The sequence below is a fragment of the Vicinamibacteria bacterium genome (genome assembly GCA_035620555.1).
GTDB lineage: Bacteria > Acidobacteriota > Vicinamibacteria > Marinacidobacterales > SMYC01 > DASPGQ01.
Genome location: DASPGQ010000077.1, coordinates 1 through 17695, shown reverse-complemented (window position 1 = coordinate 17695; position 17695 = coordinate 1). Strand labels below are relative to the sequence as shown.

Genomic DNA, 17695 nt, shown 5'->3' with positions numbered 1-17695 from the left:
ATCGGCTCGTTGCCGCGGCGCGCGTGGTCGCTCGTTGGTGTGACCGGCGACCTGCGGTATGCCCGTGAAAGCGGCGAAGTGACAGGACGCCCAGAGGTCCTCCGGTTCCCTCGCCGGGTCCCTCACCCGCGAGTCAAGAACCCCTTGGTGAACAAGGATATGAGCTCGGTGGCCAGTTGCTCTTCGGAAAGCGGTCCGTCCACTTTGTACCACTGGTACACCCAGTTCAGCGCCCCGAGGAGGAAAAAAGTCGCCGCAGTAGGATCGACATCGGCGCGCGCGTCGCCGCTAGCCTGGAGCTGTTTCAAGAGATGCCGCACATAATTGATGTAATCCTTCTTTCGCTGAAGGATCTTCTCCCGGTAGACCCCGGTGAGAGCGGTTCGCTCGTGGAGGATAATGGTCACCTCCCGCGGTCGATTCAACACCATGTGCACGTGCAGGCGTATCAGTTGTTGGAGATGCTGCCGGGGTTCGGCGACGACTTCGAGAGGTTGAATGACGGTCTCATCCAGCAAATCGAGGCCATAGTCGGTGATGAGGTAAAGAAGGTGCTCCTTGCTCTCCACGAAATAGTAGAGGCCCGCCTTCGTGATCCCGACTTCGTCGGCGATGTCGCTCATGGATGTGGAGTCGTAGCCCTTGACGCAGAAGAGGTGGGCCGCCTTCTCCAGTATTTGCGCCCGGCGCTGGTTCAATCGGGGCGAGCCGCTGGTCTTGGAGCTCTGAAGCGAACCCTTCTCCGTCACCCGCGGGATTGTGTCAGCTCGTCAGACGCCAGGCAAGTCCGGCAACGGCCTTCCGCCTGCCTCCGACACCCTGATATCTTCGTGCCTGACGAGGGTCCGCCCAGATGCCGATTTCGGCGGTTCGAGGCCGAGGTAGCATGAGTCATCGAACGCGAATTCGGGCGGAGGTGAGACGATGAGAATAGAGCGAATCCTGCTGCCGACCGATTTTTCGGAAACGGCCGAACATGCGGCGAAGCTGGCCGCTCGGCTCGCGGTCCAGCACGGAGCCCGGATCGACGTGTTTCACGCGGTCACTCTCGATGCCGACGATCCGATGATGCTGGAAAAGGCGATGGACGAGTATCTGCGTGACGTAGGCGAGGACGTCCTGGACGAGCTTGCTAAACGGTCGGAAAGCCTGCGCCGCCGGGGCATCCCGGTGCAGCTCTCGACCTCTCGCAGTACATCGGCTTCCGATGCCATTCTGGACAAGGTGGACGAGTTGAGGCCTGACCTCGTGGTCATGGGAACCCAGGGACGCACCGGCCTGGGCAAGCTCGTACTGGGGAGCGTGGCGGAGACGGTCGTCCGTCACGCACCCGGTCACGTGCTCACCGTGGGAAAAGACGCGCGAGTGTCCGACAGCGGGGATGGATTCGGGCGGATTCTGGTGCCCGTCGACTTCTCGCCTCTTTCGCCGCGCTCCATCGAGGTGGCCCGTTCATTGCTCGGGTCCGACGGTGAGCTGGTCCTGCATCACGTGGTCAGCAACCCGGTGCTTCCCTCGCTCTACGCGGGAAGCTTCGTGCGCATGTTTCAGGTGGATCCCGAGCTGCCCGAGAGGATACGCGACGAGCTTTCCTCGCTCTACGGTGGTCCCGGAGAGATCATCGTGACCGAGGGACAGGTCGTCGAGGAGCTTCTCGCGACGGTCGAGAGCCGGGCGGTGGAGTTAATCGTCATGGGGACGAAAGGCCTGAGCGGTCTCGAGCACGTCCTCGTCGGCAGCGTCACCGAACGCATCGTCCGTCTCGCGAGAGCGCCGGTACTGAGCGTCAAGTAGCTGCCCGAGCGGGCGGGATGCGAAAGAGCGACCCAGCCTGCCGTGCGGTGGCCAAGCTTCGACCGCGAGCTCGGCTCGACCTCGGCTCAGGAATCGACGAGCAAACGCACCAAGTCGGTCTCGGTGAGGATTCCGAGCAGTTTGCCTTCCCGTACGACGGGGAGGCAGCCGATTTTGTGCTCGAGCATCTTCTTGGCCGCGCTCTTGACGGCTTCTTCGGGCCCGACGGTGACGACCTCGTCGGTCATGACCTCCTTGACGACAACCGTTCCCAGGAACTCCTTGCGCGCCTTCTCGCCGAACCCCATCGCATTCGAGAGACCGGCGTGGAACAAATCACGCTGGGTGACGATTCCGACGAGACGTCCCTTCTCGACTACGGGGAGATGTCGAATGCGCTTCATCTTCATGAGATCGTCGACGACGCTCAACTCGTCGTTGCGCTCGACCGTCGTCACATCCGTGGTCATCAACTCTTCCACTCTCATAAGATCCTCCTCACGGCCCTGACGTCGGCGCTCCTGGTGCTGCTCCCCGCAATCAACGTACGATGAGAACCGGACATGGGGCCGATCGCACCATCTTGTGGCAGACCGAGCCGAGCCAGCCGAGTGCCGCTTCCCCGTGACCGCCCGCGCCCATGACGAGCAGATCGGTATCTCGCACGAGACCGGTCAAGATTGCATAGGGCCGGCCCACCGCGGTTTCGATCTCGACATCGACATCGGTCGCATGGGACATCAATTGCTCGAGCTCCTTTCGTCGCTCTTCCGTGATCCTCTTCGTCAAGCGGGCGAGCTCTTCCGCCCCGAGCTGCTCGACGGTACGATAGTTCAAGACCACGTCGGGCACGGGAAGAACGTGAGCGGCCACCAGGCTGACCGCGAAGTGACGGGCGAGAAACAGCCCGTGACGCACCACCTCGCTCGATTCGGCTCCCAGGTCCACAGCCGTCACCACTCTCGTGGGCCGTTTCGACGGCTCGAGCGCCGAAGCTTGGGAGATCGTCATGAGGGGTACACGGACCCGGTGCAGTACCTTTTCGGTGACCGAGCCCAGCAGCAGCCGCTGGAACCCGCCGAAACCATGAGTCCCCATGATTAACAAATCCACCGGGGCTTCTCGGGTGGCGTTCACCACCTCCTGATCGGGCACACCTTCCCTGATTTCGATTTTCACCCGCGACAGATTCAGTACGCGCTGCCACTCATGAAGCATCCCGTCGGCTCGCTGGCGGAGCTCGTGGGAAACGTCGGGAATGTTGACGAGGTTCCCCACCGACGTCATCCGCGAGTCGATGACGTGCAAGAGCGTCACGCTCGCTTGGAGCTCCTTCGAAAAGCTCAGCGTCCACTCCAGGGCGCGGCGAGAGATGTCGGAGAAATCGACGGGGCAGAGTAGCCGACGATATTTCGACGAAGAAGTGGAATCAGTCTCGGTCATGAGCGAGCTCCCAGGTAACGAATCGGGGTGCCGAACCGAGGACATTCGTGGGAAAACCCCGAATGGGCGACCATCGACGAAGAGCCAGCGTTCCCTCGCAAAGCCGACATCGTCTGATCACCGGAGGCGAGCTGGACGCTCAGCTCGAAGACTCCTCGAAAATCTCGCGCTCCAGCGCTTCACGACGGCCGTCTCCGAGCGCCATGGCGGCCGCGAGCTTGTCGAGCCACGCTCGTTCGAGCTGCGAGATCTCACCGTCGGCGAGCACGACCAATGCGGCGAATCGGTAGACGAGCTCGCGGTCCTCGGCCGTTTCGACCATGTCCGAAAGCTCGCCCGGACCTGGCGGAATCACCATGTCCTTCTGGATGCGTCGCACCTGTTCGGCGGAGAGGCCCGATTCGTCCAGGCGGCTCTCGATGACTCGACGTTCGTCGGCGTGAATCTCTCCGTCCGCAAGGGCCGAAGCAGCCATCACGCGGACGATGGCAAAGAGCAGATCCGTGGAGAGGGCCTGGTCCGCCGTCACCGGGTCCGAGTCAGACGTCTGAGGAACGGGTAGGGGCGGAACCGGCGGAAGGGGTAGAGGGGGCGGAGGAACGTTCGATGGCGTGGCGGGTTCGCGCATCTTCTCGGCGGCGAGAGCACCGGCGACCAGGGCGCCGCCGAGCAGGAGGATGTTCTTGCCGCCGACGGCCCGTACGAACGGTCGCGCGTTGAACCCGGTTGATTTCCCGATGAGGTCCGACACCATCCGGTCGAGAAACGCCATGACTGCCTATTGTAGTACCGACGAGCTCAAGAGGCCACGTCTTGCGAGCCGGGGGCTCCTTTTTCCCCGCCGCTTCGCTTCCCGTCGGACGAATAGGGAGGTCGGTCCCGGCTTCCACGCAGCCGGCTGACCCAAGACAAGAGCCTCTCCGCACCCAGAGGGGCAGCGACCACGAAAAAGAAGAATGCGGGCATTACGAACCGAGGCATGGTTCCCGAAGGAAAATTCTGGACGTAGGCGAAGGGAACGAGGTGGCCGAGGTAGGCGACGGGTAGAAGAGGCCGGCTTCGAAATGCCATCGCCAGCCCGAGAACACCGCAAACCACGGTGATGGCTCCAATCAGTGGGAATTGGCGCAAACCGATCGAGAACGTGCGAAGGGGAAGGAAAGTCAATCCCGCTACCGTTCCCTTCGCAATCTCGGGGATGCGCCCGAAGCCGGTGAAGTAGCGCAGCCACGAAACCGGGCCCTGCCCCCGGTCGAGCCCTTCCGCTCGCAGCCAGAACTCCGTGTGAAAGCTGATGCTGTAAAAAGGGTCCCCATGAGCGAGCGTATTGGATAGAAGAAACGGTCCGACGAGGACGACGAGGCTACCGGCGACGACCCCCGCGTAGAACTTGCGCTCGTTCCGCCCAAGCTGGAGAAGGCGCAGGGCGACGACGGGGATGACGACCGACAAGGCGCTGATCCGAATGAGGCAGAGAAGGCTGGCGAGGACACCCGTCCCCACCGACGCGAGCGCACGGCTCTGAAGCGAAAGACACGACCAGCCGACGAATGCCACGAGGAAGAAACCATATGCGCTCATCCGATAGCCGGTTGCCGATTCGAGAACGAGCCACTCGTGGATCGCCACCGGCACCAGAAGCGCGGCGGTCCAATGGACTCCGAACAGCTTGGATGAGATCACGGCGAGAAGCAATAGTGTCGCAATCGAAAAAACCAGGCTTTCGATCAGGATTCCCACCTCTGCTCCCGATAGAGCGACGAAGGCTTTGACGAGCGCGACGTAGAACGGCTCACGAAACGAAGGGCGGTAGAAACGCGAGAGCGTCATCGTCTCGGCGCCGTCGAGATAACTCCTCACATCGGCACGATAAGGATCGGCAGGTGCGTTCTCCGGATTGAAGACCGCGTAGGGAGGCATGAGCGGAAGCAGCCTCTCGTGGAGTACCGCCGCGCGAGTGTCCGAACGGGCAAGTCCCGAACGGGCGAGGAAGGACTCGAATCGGATGACGCTTCCATAGGCGACGACGAGCGCGATCGTCGCGACGGGCAAGGCACGGCTCCTCGCGAAACGCACCACGTGCCCGAAGGAGATGGCGAGCGCGCCCGACCAGGCGAGAAGCGCGGCGAGGGCCAGATGTGAGGCGGTCGGATCGCGAGGCGGCACGCCCCGGCCGCGGACGAAGTACTCGATGGGAAGAAGCTCGAAGAATCCGGGACGGTCCCACGATAGCCGGAGCGCTGCCGGTCCTCCCTTCTGGCGATAACGGAGCGAGAAGGGCACTTCGCCTCGTGACAGCTGGATCGTTTCGCTACGGGCTCCCCGAGCCTGGACGTGCCGAGAGCCGACCATCAGCTCGCAGAAATCATCGCAGTAGAGCTCGAATCGGTGCTCGCCGGTCTTCGGAATCTGAAGCCATCCCCCGGTTTCGAACACGATGTTCCGTCTCTGCCCGGCGAGACGTCTCAGCTCCCGCCTTTCACCGAGCTGAAGGGACGACGACCTCACCTCGCGACCATCGTCGAACCGGATCACGAGCTCGAGCGCGGGATTCAGTGCCGCGCTCCTGACAAGAAGGAGCATCGCCAGCGAAGCAGCGAGGGAGAAACAGACGAGGATGGAGCGCCGCTCCGCTCCGGGAAGGGCGTTTCGGCGCGGCGCGAGCAGGGTAGCGAAGGCGACGGCCGCCACCACCCACCAGGGCGAAATGGGGGGCACGTACACCGAGCCCAGGCGAACGTTTTGCGTGCCGAGGATTGCCCAGGCGGCGACGAATGCCGGCAGAAGCCTTACGACGAGACGATCGGCGCTCACCGGCGAACGATATGCTCCACGATCTTTCTTCCGTGGAAACGCCCGTTCTCGATAAAGATCTGGTTCGTCTGCTTGCCGGCGACGATGCCTCCTGCCAGATAGACTCCCGGGACGTTCGTCTCACAAGTCTCGGGGTCGACGCGCGGTTTGCCCGATCGGTCGTCGACTTCGATGCCGATGGCCTTCAGAAAGCGGTAGTCGGGATGATAACCCGTGAGCGCCAGGACGGCGTCGTTCGCCATCTCGAAGACCTTACCGTTCCGCCGCAGACGGAGCTTCTCGGGGAGGATCTCGACGACCTCGGTCTCGAGATGGGCGCTTATCTCCCCGCGGTCGATCCGATTCTGGATGTCGGGCCGTACCCAGTACTTGATATGACTCGAAAGCTCGGCGCCTCGATGGATCAGCGTGACCGAAACACCCGAGCGGTAGAGGTCGAGTGCCGTCTCGGCTGCCGAGTTCGCTCCGCCAATGACCGCTACGTCGAGCCCGAAATACGGATGGGCTTCGGTGTAGTAGTGGGACACCTTCGGGAGGTTCTCTCCCGGAATCTCGAGGTTATTGGGATTGTCGTAGTATCCCATGGCCAGGACGAGCTTTCGCGCCGAAACGCACTCGGGACGCCCCACCTGCCCACGTTGATACGAGGTCTCGAGCTCGAAATGTCCGTTCACCGGCCGGACGGCTTCCACTTTCTCGTAGAGCCTCAGGCGCAACCGATAATGTTCCACCACGCGCCGGTAGTACTTGAGCGCTTCGAGTCGCGTCGGTTTCTCCCGGGCGGTCACGAGAGGCAAGTCCCCAATCTCGAGAAGATCGGGCGTCGTGAAGAAGACCATATTGATGGGGAAGCGGCGGATCGCATCGACCAGGGCTCCTTTCTCCAGGATGACGTAGGAAAGCCCGTTCTTCGTGCAGTCGATGGCGACGGCGAGCCCGCTCGGCCCCCCGCCGACGATGGCGACGTCGATCACTCGATCGTCTCGACCCGGACTCGGAGGAGATCGAACCGCTCCACCGGGCTTGCTCCCTCGGTGGGCAGGGACTCGATCGCGCGGACGACGTCCATACCTTCGGTCACCCGGCCGAAGGCGGTGTAGGCGTGGTCGAGGTTTTCAGCCACTCCGGTGACGATGAAGAAGGATGCCTGCGCGCTCGCCGGATCATCGCCCCGAGCCATCGAGAGGATTCCGGGAACATGAGGCGTGTCGTTGAACTCGGGATCGAGGAAGGTCACGTAGTTCAGGATGCGCTCGGACGGAGGCTCCCTGCGGGTCTCGAGAAAACCCGTTTGAATCACGAAACCCGGCTCGATGCGGTGAAACGCGACCCCGTCGTAGGCGCCGATCTGGGCGAGACGGAGGAAGTTCCTGACGTGATTGGGCGCTTTCTGAGGAAACAGCTCGACGGTGATTTCCCCCTTCTCGGTCTCGAGAACGGCGCGATAACGGGCCAACTGCTCGACGCTCTCGGTGGAGAACGGTGGGATCTCGGGAGGAGGCTTGTCGCGCAGCGTGACTTTCAGGATCTCGATGCGCTCGACGGCGAGCCCGCTTTCGTCGGTGGGCGTTTCGGAGATTCGTTGAGCCACCAGAATGCCTTCGACGACCCGCGCGAACACCGTGAACTGGCCGTCGAGAGTGGGCTGGTCGGTCACGACGATGAAGAACTGGGAGCCGGCGCTGTCGGGCTTTCCCGGAATCTGCACGGCGGAGACGGCTCCCCGGGTGTGTTTCTCGTCGCTCAGCTCCCGCGCCAGCACGCCGAGCCCCCCGGTTCCATACTTGTCTCGGGCGCTCGGGTCCTTGGTTTCTGGGTCTCCGCCTTGAATGATGCCGTACTTGATGACTCGGTGGAACGTGGTGCCATCGTAGACACCCTCGGACGCCAGCCTGGTGAAATGAGCGACGTGGTCCGGGGCTTTTTCCGGCAGCAGATCGATCACGATCTCGCCCAAGCTCGTTTCCAGGATCGCTTGCTTGGCCGGGCTCGCCGTTCCCTGGATGGCGAGAACCGCGAATACGACGAGAAAAGTCATGGCCTCCTGCGAGTCGGTATTATATAAGATGGTACGGCCACGCCCTCGAAAGGAGAGCTGTTGAGCGAGTTCGAAGCGACTGCCGTACCCCGAATCGAATTCGAGACCTACCGGCTGGCGAACGGCCTGAGAGTGATTCTCCATCAGGACCGCAAGCTCCCCGTGGTTCACGTGAACCTCTGGTATCACGTAGGCTCGAAGAACGAGGAGCCGGGCAAGACCGGCTTCGCCCATCTGTTCGAGCACATGATGTTCGAGGGGTCCCGGAACATCAAAGGCTCCTACATCTCGCTGATGGAGCGGGCCGGGGCCAACATTTCTCAAGGAGGCATCAACGGCACGACGAACTTCGATCGGACGAACTACTTCGAGACGGTGCCCGCCGGTTCGCTGGAGCACGTCCTGTGGGCGGAGTCCGACCGAATGGGATACCTCTTGGATGCCGTCAATCAGGAGAACTTCGACAACCAGCGTGACGTGGTCAAGAACGAGCGGCGTCAGAGCATGGACAACGTTCCCTATGGGACCGCGGTCGAAGGCATATTCCGTAACTTGTTCCCCCAGGGGCACCCCTACTCGTGGCACATCATTGGCAGCATGGAAGACCTGGAGAATGCCACGCTCGACGACGTCCACGATTTCTTCCGCAGGTACTACGTCCCGAACAATTGTGTGCTGACCATCGCGGGCGAGTTCGAGATCGACGAGGCCGAGAGACTCGTCGATCGTTACTTTTCGCCGTTGAGGCCCGGGCAACCCTTGGGGAAGGCCATCCGACACGAAGTTCAGCTCCCGACTCACCGGCGCATCGTCGTGCACGATCGGGTTCCCCAGGAGCGCCTATACCTGAGCTGGCCCGCCGTCGCCTATTTCGAGCGGGACGACGCTGCGCTCGACCTCACATCGACCCTGCTCGCCGACGGCAAGAACTCCCGCCTGTACAAGCGCCTGGTCTATGACGAGCAGGTGGCATCCGAAGTGAGCGCTTTCAACTACAGCCTCGAGATCGCCGGTCTCGTGGGCATCGTCGCCACCGCTCGCCCCGGGGCTAATCTCGACACCATCGAAGGAATGCTCGGCGAAGAGATTCGCCGACTGGCGAAAGAGGGACCCACCGAAGACGAGCTGGCGCGCGTCAAGGCGGGACAGGAGTTCGACTTTCTCTCGGGGCTCGAGCGTATCGGAGGCTTCGGCGGAAAGGCCGACCGCCTGGCGATGTATCAGACGTTTCTCGGGACGCCGGATCGTTTCCAGGAGGACTACGACCGCTACCAGCGTCTCAAGGCGAGAGACATCCGGCGCGCGGCCAAGTACTACCTGTTGAAGCCATCGCTCGTGATCGCCTACGTGCCGGAAACGGCCCGTCACGAGGCCCGCACCCAACCCGATCGCGCCGCCGCGCCACCGCTCAGATCGAGCCCGCCCTTTCGCGTGCCGCCGGTCAGAACGCAGATCCTGCAAAACGGCCTGACCCTTCACGTGATTGAAAGACACGAGATCCCCAAAGTCTCTCTGGTCCTCCTCATCAAGGCGGGGGCGACGGCAGAGCCTTACGAAAGGAGCGGCCTAGCGTCCTTCACCGCGGAGATGCTCGAGGAGGGGACGGCGACCCGAACCTCGCTCGAGATCGAGGCCGATCTCGATCGGATGGGAAGCCAGCTCTCGGCGGCCGGAAGCCGTGAATGGAGCGCGGTATCGCTCGACGCCCTGAAGCGTCACTTGCCCGCTTCCCTGGATCTCATGGCCGACGTCGTGCTGCATCCGAGCTTTCCTGGTGAAGAGCTCGAGCGACTCAGGAAGCAGAGGCTCGACGGGATTCTTCAGGAGCGCGCGAGTCCGGGTGCCATCGCGGGAAAGGCGGTTCGGAAGTCCCTGTTCGGGAGCCGACACCCCTACGGTTGGCCCATCTCGGGAAACGAGCCGTCGGTTCGCGAGCTGACGCGAACCGAGCTCGAGCAGTTCTACTTTCGTCACTATGCGCCGACCGCAAGCGACCTGATCGTCGTGGGCGATATCGAGGCCGCCGAGGCCGTAGGTCTGGTGGAACGATCTCTTGGAAGCTGGAGCGTGGAGCCCTTCGGAACCGTCGAGATACCGCCACTCCGACCGCCGGAGCGGACGACCTACTTCATCGACCGCCCGGGCGCGGCGCAATCGGAGATCCGACTCGCCATGCTCGGACCTCCGAGAGACACGAAAGACATCTACGTGCTCGAGGTTTTGAACACGGTGCTCGGGGGTTATTTCTCCGGTCGACTCAACTCGAATCTCAGGGAAGACAAGGGATATACCTACGGAGCCTTTTCCTCGGTTCGCTACGCGCGCCTGAACAGCCTGATGCTGGGATCGGCGTCGGTCGAAATCTCGGTGACGCGCGAGGCGACGAAGGAGCTACTCGCAGAGTTCGACGCCCTCGCCACCTGGCGGCGTCCTCCGACGCGCGAAGAGATCGATCTCGCGGTCGAGAACCTCGTTCGCGGCTTCGCCCAACGTTTCGAGACGATCTCCCACGTCGCCAGCGAGATAGCGGAGTTGGTCGGGTTCGAGCGCACGCAGGATGAGCTGCAGGAATACGCGGATCGAATCGCCGCGGTCACCATCGAGGATCTCGAGCGTGCGGCAGCGACGTATCTCGACACCGAGCGGGCCATTCTGGTCGTCGTGGGTGACCGCGAGAGAGGCGCCGAGGCCGTGGCCGAGCTCGAGTTCGGTGCGATGAGGAACCTGGACGTCGATGGCGAGCCTCTCGAGAAGGACTGAGTAACGAGCAGGGTGATGTAAAACTCAGCCCACCCTGCGCGAGCGGAGCGAGCCCGGCGCGCTCGCCGCGCCGTAAGCAGCCCGAGCCGTGGCGGCACGATCGATTACGGGTCCCGCCACGGCATTGAGCACCAAAAAGAGAGATACCGGTTGACAGCCGCCCGGCTTCACCGTTAATCTCGAACCATCCCCCCCGCCTGAGAATCGGTATGGCCGACAACGAGGTCGATCTCGCCTGCGCCCCTGTGGCGATCTCCGAGGAGAAGTGGGATACTCACGATCTCACCGACGAGCTTCTGACGTTCCTTCGTGAGGCGGGCACGCCCGAAGAGCTGCGCTTTCGCGACGCGCGACTCCTTTTCGAGTTTCGCGAGATCCTCCGGACCGTTCCTCCCGACACGCTCAGCGAGGAACAGCGCTTCTTCGTCAAGCAGACGATGACCATCATGCGCGAGCACCTGACGAAGCTCAGGGCGCAGGCCGAATGGGCGGTTGCGATGCTCGCCCGCGAGGGCATCCGCTTCGACCGCGATAACAATCGATTCGAGCGATTGGAGGGATTTGGACGTATGCGGCGACATCGATTCGCCGACGACGTCATCGAGGCGTACCATCGTATCGACGCACAGGGCAACACCCGGGCCGCTCGCGTCAGGATTTCCGAGGCCCTGCGGAACTCGTACCCCGACGAGCTCCTCTCCCCGCGCGCCTATTTCCCGATCTGGCAATGTATCGAGGAGCACCTCGCCCGCGGAATCTAGGAGAGACCATTCAGGTCAACTCCGTCCCTACCCGTAACTCACGATAGGGAAGTAGAGGACGTTCAGGGCCACGGTAAAGACGACGTCGAAGATCCTTCCAAACACGACCCAGGCAATCAGGATCCCCATCATGCCGAAACCCTGTTGGTGGGAAAGAGACATGAAGTTGCGGGCGCCCGATTCGCTCATGAAGATAGTGATGCCCGCGTTTCCATCCAGGGGCGGAACCGGAAGAAGATTGAAGGTGCCCAGGAGCAGGTTGAGAAGAAACAGAACGCTGGCGAAGACGGCGATGAGGGAGCCGACCCCCGAAGGGTCCACCGCCTCGGTGATGCGCGTGTAGTGCACGCTTGCCGGAGGCTGGAACCATTCGATCGCAAGCCCGATGCGGATGATGAGAGCCCCGATGAGCATGAGCAAGAAGTTCGCTGCGGGACCCGCGAGGGCCATTCTTGCCGCTCGGTGAGGGTAACGGTAGGCCCACTCCGGATTGTAGGGTGCGCTCGCCCAACCGATCATCCATCCCCCGAGGAGATAGGAAACGAGCGGCACCACCACCATCCCGAAGGGCTCGCGCTGCACGTGGGGTGTGGGGTTGAGCGTTACTTGATTCGCCGCGGTCGTGTCCCCGCCCATTCGAGCCACGAGCGCGTGTGCCGCCTCGTGGCAGGTCGTCGAGAACAAGAACACCACGAACCACACGAGACCGAGCGTCAAGGTGTCGATGGTCACTTCGGGCATTTATCTCGACCGTTCGACGGTCTCGAGCCCCTGGGAGGCGAGACGCTGGTTGACGACCTCGAGCGACGTCGTCAGGTGCTCTTCGAGTCGGGACAGATGTTCGTCGAGCTCCCGCGAGAGCTCCTCGAACACCTTGTAGGCCCCGTCGGTGGGCTTGGCGTCTCCCGTCTCGACGCTTCGTCTCAGTGAGGCGAGGCGATTGTTGAGACGGATGGGGAAATTGAGAGGGTCCTGGTTGCTCTGGTTCTTGACCTGATAGAGCGCCTGCTCGATCTCGCTCAGACCTTCGATGAGCTCGCGTCCATCGCGTTGGAGCTCTGCGTTCGACGTGGCCTCGAGCCGTTGTTCGATTCGATCGCGCAGGTCGCGTATCTCGATGACGGCTTCGTTGGCCGCGCTCGTCTTGTCGCGAATCCGTGCCGCCAGCTGAAACTGCTCCTCGAGATCCGCTTGGGTAACCCCTTTCAGCCTGGGGTCCACGACGACTTCGAAATCGACCGTTTCCGTCACACCGTTGGCGGTGATTTCTGCCTGATAACGTCCGGGGACCGCCTTGGGGCCGCGCTCGGGCTGGCCGCTCCAGATGATCATGCCCTCGAAGACCGTTGCGCCCTTGTGACGCAGGTTCCAATCGAAGCGATTCATTCCGGCCGCCGTCGTTGGTGTGGTGGAAGGGGGAATGCGAAAGGAGCTCCCTGCGTCGTCTTTCGCCTTGGACTCGGTTCCTTCGAAAGTATCGACCGGTTGGCCGCCGGCGTCGAGGATCGCAACCGTAACTTTTTCTGCGGGCTCTCCCAGAAAATACTGGATCGCGGCGGTCGTGACCCCGCGGATCGTCGGCTGGTCCGGCTCGAAAACCGTGAGCGGTCGGTTGTAAACCGCCGAGGTGAGGTCCCTTAGGGGCTCGATGTCGTCGAGAATCCAGAACCCGCGGCCATGGGTTCCGAGGACGACGTCCGCGTCTTTCACCACGAGGTCGCGGATCGGGGTGTCGGGAAGGTTGAGCTGGAGCGACTGCCAGTGGTCGCCGCCGTCGAACGACAGGTAGGCGCCGTGCTCCGTCCCGAGAAAGAGCAGGTCCTTTCTCACCGGATCCTCGCGCACCGCGCGGGCGAAGTGACCCGGAGCGATGCCATTCGTTATCTTGGCCCATGTTCGGCCGAAGTCCCGAGTGCGAAACACGTAAGGCTCCCGATCATCGACCTGATAGCGATTCGCCGCCACGAAGATCGTCCCGGGAGCATGACGTGACTCGTCGATGATCGAGACCCGGCTGAACTTGGGGAGATCGGCGGGGGTGATGTCGGTCCAATTCCGCCCCCCATCCCGGGTCAGGTGGATCCTGCCGTCATCGGAGCCCGCCCAAATCGTATCGATCTCGTGATGAGAGGGCGCGAGCGCGAAGACGGTTGCGTAGATCTCCGGACCGTTCATGTCCATGGTGACGACGCCCCCGGTCTCCCCAAGCGTTTCGGGATCGGCATAGGTCAAGTCGGGGCTGATGCGCTCCCAGCTCTGCCCATCGTCGGTCGTCCTAAAGACGTGTTGCGAGCAGGTGAAGAGAACGTTCTCGTCCCGGGGAGAGAATACGATGGGGAACGTCCATTGCCATCGCTCGGGAAGAGCGCTCGCGGGCTCGCCGGAGAAAAAACGCGGGTAGACCTGTATGTCACGAATCTGTCCGTTACTTCGATCGTAGCGGGTGAGCAACGCTCCCTGGCTCCCGGCGTAGAAGACATCGAGGTTGGTCGGATGCTGGGTGATGTAGCCGCTCTCCCCGCCTCCGACCGCATAGTACCAGCCGTGGTTCGGACCTCGGGCCTGCATATGGTCCCAATCGTCGCTGGGAACGCAGACGGTCGAGTTGTCCTGCTGAGCTCCGCAGACGTGGTAGGGAACGTCGTGGGTTACGTTCACGTGGTAGAGCTGAGTGGTAACATAGTCCTGCTCGGTCCAGCTCTCGCCGCCGTTGACGGACACGTTTCCACCGCCGTCGTTCGAGTTGCACATGCGAAGCGGGTTGTTGGGATCGATCCAGAGATCGTGATTGTCACCGTGCGGGGGGCGGATGACGGTATCGAAGCTCACCCCGCCGTCGGTGGATTTGTAGAAGCCGGTGTTGAGCGCGTACACCGTCTCGCGATCCTGCGGATCCGCGTAGACGCGCGAGTAGTAGAACGCGCGCTGTCTCAGCTTTCTCTCATCGTTCGTCCGCCGCCAGGTCGCGCCGCCGTCGTCCGAGCGAAACACCCCGCCCTCGTTCGCTTCCACGATCGCCCAGAGGCGTTTCGGATCCGCCGGTGAGACCGCGACGCCGATCTTGCCGATCGGTTCCTCGGGCAGTCCCGGGTTTCCCGTCAGCTCCACCCAGGTGTCGCCGCCGTTCTCCGACTTGTAGAGTCCCGAATCGGCTCCGCCCCCCCACATCTTCCACGCCTTTCGGTACACCTGCCAGAGCGATGCGTAGAGCACCCGCGGGTTGGTACGGTCGATGACGAGATCGGCCGCTCCCGCCTTCGGGCTCTCGTACAGGATCTTCTCCCAGGTGTTGCCGCCGTCGGTCGAGCGGAAAACGCCGCGCTCCTCGTTGTCTCCGTAGGGATGGCCGAGCGCCGCGACGTAGACGATGTCGGGGTTCGTGGGATGCACTCGAATTCGGGCGATGGCTTGTGTTTCTTCGAGGCCCAGGTGGCGCCAGGTCTGGCCGCCGTCGACCGATTTGTAGACACCGTCACCCTGAGTGATGCTTCCTCGTAGCTGCGTTTCGCCGCCGCCAATGTAGATGACGTCCGGGTTCGTCTCGGCGACGGCAACGGCACCGATGGACGAGCTCGAAATCTTGCCGTCGGTCACGGGGAACCACGTGACCCCGCCGTCGGTCGTCTTCCACAGGCCGCCTCCGGTGGCACCAAAATAGTATTCGTGGACCCGTCCCGGGCTGCCGGTGCACGATAGCGAGCGTCCGCCGCGCTCGGGCCCGACGTTGCGCCACTCGAGTCCGACGAAGAGCTCGGTTCGGAAATCCACGTTCTCCGCTCCCGCACCGGCGGCAACGCAGCACCCGATCAACACGATGCACAAGCGAGTCCGAATCCCATTCATGAGAAACTCCTGTGAAGGCGGGCCGATGGGCGAAGGATAAGTCGGAAGCTCGGCAGGATCAAACTGCTCCGGAGGCTCTTCCGGATGAGACGTCGAGACGCTTCGAGCGGATGCGTCCGGACCGCCTCGGGACGCCTCCTGTCAATCACGGATTCTGGATTTCGGGGTTTCGCTGTATTAGAATGCGAACGAACTCTGTGTTTTTCCGCGGGCTTCGCTCGCGTATAGCAAACCCTTTCAGGAGGGAAAGGATTAGCGCGAGATCACGGATCGTTGCAAGGAGGTTTCCCAATTGGCCAATCGTAGTCGTCAGACGTTCATCAAACGGCAAAAAGAGAGGGCCCGCCAGGAGAAGCAAAGGCTCAAGGCGGAAAGGCGCGCACAGCGCAAAGCCGAGCGCACCAAGCCCGAATCCGATTACGGGGAAGACCCGGACATCGCCGGGATCGTGCCCGGACCACAGCCCCAGGCCTGGGAAATGATTGACGTGCTCCCCGAGGACGAAAAGCTGGCTCTCGAAGAAGAGGAAGAGGCGGCTGGCAGTAAAGCTTGATCCGCTTCGAGCCCATCTGGGCGAAGCGACGGAACGTCGATCGGGCTCCTTGACAATCGTCCGGTGCATCCTATATAAAAGAAACGTCTCGTCTTAATAGAGCGGGACTGCGACAAGCACCCCCCAAGCTGATAGCTTCAGCCCCGTCTCGGATGTGGATTTCTTCTTAGTGGCTTTTTGCGGGGGGGGCGTCTTGGGTTCCGAAACCGGTAATGTAGCGGGAGATCGCTCGCCCCGCCCGCTCATCATACGCCCCGCGGCATTCTTGTTGGGGCTCGGTGTCGCCCTCGCGATTCCTCTCGTCACGCCTGCGCAGATGGGTCTGGCCCAGGATGGGCGCGCGGACTTTCGGGTCGTTCGGCGCGTCCGAAAGGACCCGGTTGGGCGGTCGATACCCTTCGTGCCGGCCCTGTCCGCGGAAACCACGAGCCGCCTGTGGGATATCGGATGGGTGCGAGCGCCGCGTGGCGGCGGGACGGGTCTCCGCATCGACACGGAATTCATCGATCCCGCCAATATGGCCTTCGATCGCCGCGCGGGCCGGCTGCTCGCCCTGGATCCCTCTCACGAGCGGTGGATCGACGTGGCCGTCGGGAGCGAGGGGCGGCTCGATCCGGACACTTTGAGGACCTGGGATGCGATGTCCCTGAGATTGGAAAATCCCCGCGGGGTGACCATCGACCCCGATACCGGGGAAATCTACGTGCTCGACTCCGCGCAAGGACAGATCGAGCGCGTCGCGTCCAGCCGCGACGGTGCAATCGGCGGTGCCGAGTTGGGCAGCTCAATCGACCTCGCAAGTCTGGGCATCGCGGGTCCGGTGGCTCTGGCATGGGATCCGGCGGTCGGTCGTTTGCACGTACTGGCTTCTTCCGGGACGCGTCTCTATGAGATCCGCGCCACGGGAGAGGTGGTGGCAGAACGAGACGTCACATCGCTCCGCCTGAACGAGCCTCGGGGGATGAGCTTCGGGCCGAGCGGAGACACGACCGACGACCCGGCAATCGCGAGCTTGTACATTTCCTATGGCGGCGACGAGATCGTCGAGCTTTCTTTTCTGCCGCCTCCAGCACCCGCGATCGCGACGGCGACGTCGTCGCTGGTCCAGACGATCGACACGTCACAGTTCTCGCCCCCGAGCCCCGACACGTCCGGGGTCGTCTATTTGCCTTCGACTGACTCTCTTCTTCTCGTGGACTCCGAGGTCAACGAGACGCCCCTCTACGCCGGGGCCAACGTCTTCGAGACGACGCTCACCGGAAGCCTCTTCGATACATTCACCACCCTCTCTTTTTCGGATGAGCCTACCGGGGTGGCCTACAATCCTGAGAGCGGCCATATCTTCATTTCCGACGACAACATCGTCGAGGTTTTCGAGGTGGATCCGGGCGCGGATGGACAGTTCGGGACCGGCGATGACCTGAGAGATCAATTCGATACCGCGGTTTTCGGGAGCCATGATCCGGAGGGCGTCACTTTCGACACCTGGCGGGGAGATCTGTTCATCGTGGACGGCATGAACGACGAGGTTTACAAGATCTCGCCGGGGGCAAACGGGGTTTTCGACGGGGTGCCGGATGACGGCGGGGACGACCAGGTAGTGTCCTTCGATACCTCGAGTCTCGGAATCACCGATCCCGAGGGCATCGCGTTCGACAGCCACTACGGTCATCTCTACATCGTCGGAGT

Annotated in this window: 14 protein-coding genes; 5 read left to right on the top strand and 9 right to left on the bottom strand. The window is 62.5% G+C overall.

All coding sequences use genetic code 11. From position 1 onward, the window contains the following. Positions 1-122 precede the first annotated feature (122 nt). Positions 123-749: a TetR/AcrR family transcriptional regulator gene (locus tag VEK15_02925; protein ID HXV59622.1), complete on the bottom strand. Its 627-nt coding sequence runs from the start codon at positions 747-749 to the stop codon at positions 123-125. A gap of 175 nt (positions 750-924) precedes the next feature. Between VEK15_02925 and VEK15_02920 the strand changes: the two genes are divergently transcribed. Further along, positions 925-1794, top strand: a complete 870-nt coding sequence (locus VEK15_02920) for a universal stress protein (GenBank protein HXV59621.1) — start codon at positions 925-927, stop codon at positions 1792-1794. 86 nt (positions 1795-1880) lie between these two features. On the opposite strand, the gene VEK15_02915 is transcribed toward VEK15_02920, so the two are convergent. The 6 genes from VEK15_02915 to VEK15_02890 all read right to left on the bottom strand — a co-directional run bounded on the left by VEK15_02915 (position 1881) and on the right by VEK15_02890 (position 8089). Further along, on the bottom strand, positions 1881-2282 hold the full coding sequence (locus VEK15_02915; protein HXV59620.1) for a CBS domain-containing protein: 402 nt from the start codon (positions 2280-2282) through the stop codon (positions 1881-1883). Between the two features lie 52 nt (positions 2283-2334). Continuing rightward, positions 2335-3237, bottom strand: coding sequence for a universal stress protein (locus tag VEK15_02910; GenBank protein ID HXV59619.1), 903 nt, complete (start codon positions 3235-3237; stop codon positions 2335-2337). Between the two features lie 139 nt (positions 3238-3376). Then, positions 3377-4009, bottom strand: coding sequence for a DUF533 domain-containing protein (locus VEK15_02905; protein HXV59618.1), 633 nt, complete (start codon positions 4007-4009; stop codon positions 3377-3379). 26 nt (positions 4010-4035) lie between these two features. Then, entirely contained in the window at positions 4036-6051 is a 2016-nt protein-coding gene (locus VEK15_02900) for a hypothetical protein (protein HXV59617.1), read from the bottom strand. Beyond that, positions 6048-7025 (bottom strand): YpdA family putative bacillithiol disulfide reductase, encoded by a 978-nt coding sequence (locus VEK15_02895; GenBank protein ID HXV59616.1) that lies wholly within the window; start codon positions 7023-7025, stop codon positions 6048-6050. Before VEK15_02895 ends, VEK15_02900 begins: the two co-directional genes overlap by 4 nt. Continuing rightward, positions 7022-8089 carry a peptidylprolyl isomerase gene (locus VEK15_02890; protein HXV59615.1) on the bottom strand — a complete coding sequence of 356 codons (1068 nt, stop codon included), beginning with the start codon at positions 8087-8089 and terminating at the stop codon, positions 7022-7024. The genes VEK15_02895 and VEK15_02890 overlap by 4 nt, the downstream gene beginning before the upstream one ends. Before the next feature lie 60 nt (positions 8090-8149). Here VEK15_02890 and VEK15_02885 point away from each other — a divergent pair, with 60 nt between their 5' ends. Together VEK15_02885 and VEK15_02880 are read left to right on the top strand one after the other, a co-directional pair. Next, positions 8150-10849: a pitrilysin family protein gene (locus VEK15_02885; protein ID HXV59614.1), complete on the top strand. Its 2700-nt coding sequence runs from the start codon at positions 8150-8152 to the stop codon at positions 10847-10849. Positions 10850-11058: 209 nt separating this feature from the next. Continuing rightward, positions 11059-11610, top strand: coding sequence for a hypothetical protein (locus VEK15_02880; GenBank protein HXV59613.1), 552 nt, complete (start codon positions 11059-11061; stop codon positions 11608-11610). Positions 11611-11637: 27 nt separating this feature from the next. Here VEK15_02880 and VEK15_02875 read toward each other — a convergent pair whose 3' ends face one another. Further along, positions 11638-12351 carry a site-2 protease family protein gene (locus VEK15_02875; GenBank protein HXV59612.1) on the bottom strand — a complete coding sequence of 238 codons (714 nt, stop codon included), beginning with the start codon at positions 12349-12351 and terminating at the stop codon, positions 11638-11640. Beyond that, on the bottom strand, positions 12352-15453 hold the full coding sequence (locus VEK15_02870) for a glycosyl hydrolase (protein ID HXV59611.1): 3102 nt from the start codon (positions 15451-15453) through the stop codon (positions 12352-12354). A 292-nt stretch (positions 15454-15745) separates the two neighbouring features. Between VEK15_02870 and VEK15_02865 the strand changes: the two genes are divergently transcribed. Further along, complete coding sequence (locus tag VEK15_02865; GenBank protein ID HXV59610.1) at positions 15746-16006, top strand: hypothetical protein; 261 nt, start codon at positions 15746-15748, stop codon at positions 16004-16006. Positions 16007-16199: 193 nt separating this feature from the next. Beyond that, positions 16200-17695, top strand: a 1496-nt coding sequence (locus VEK15_02860; GenBank protein ID HXV59609.1) for a hypothetical protein, incomplete at its 3' end; no start/stop codon positions are given.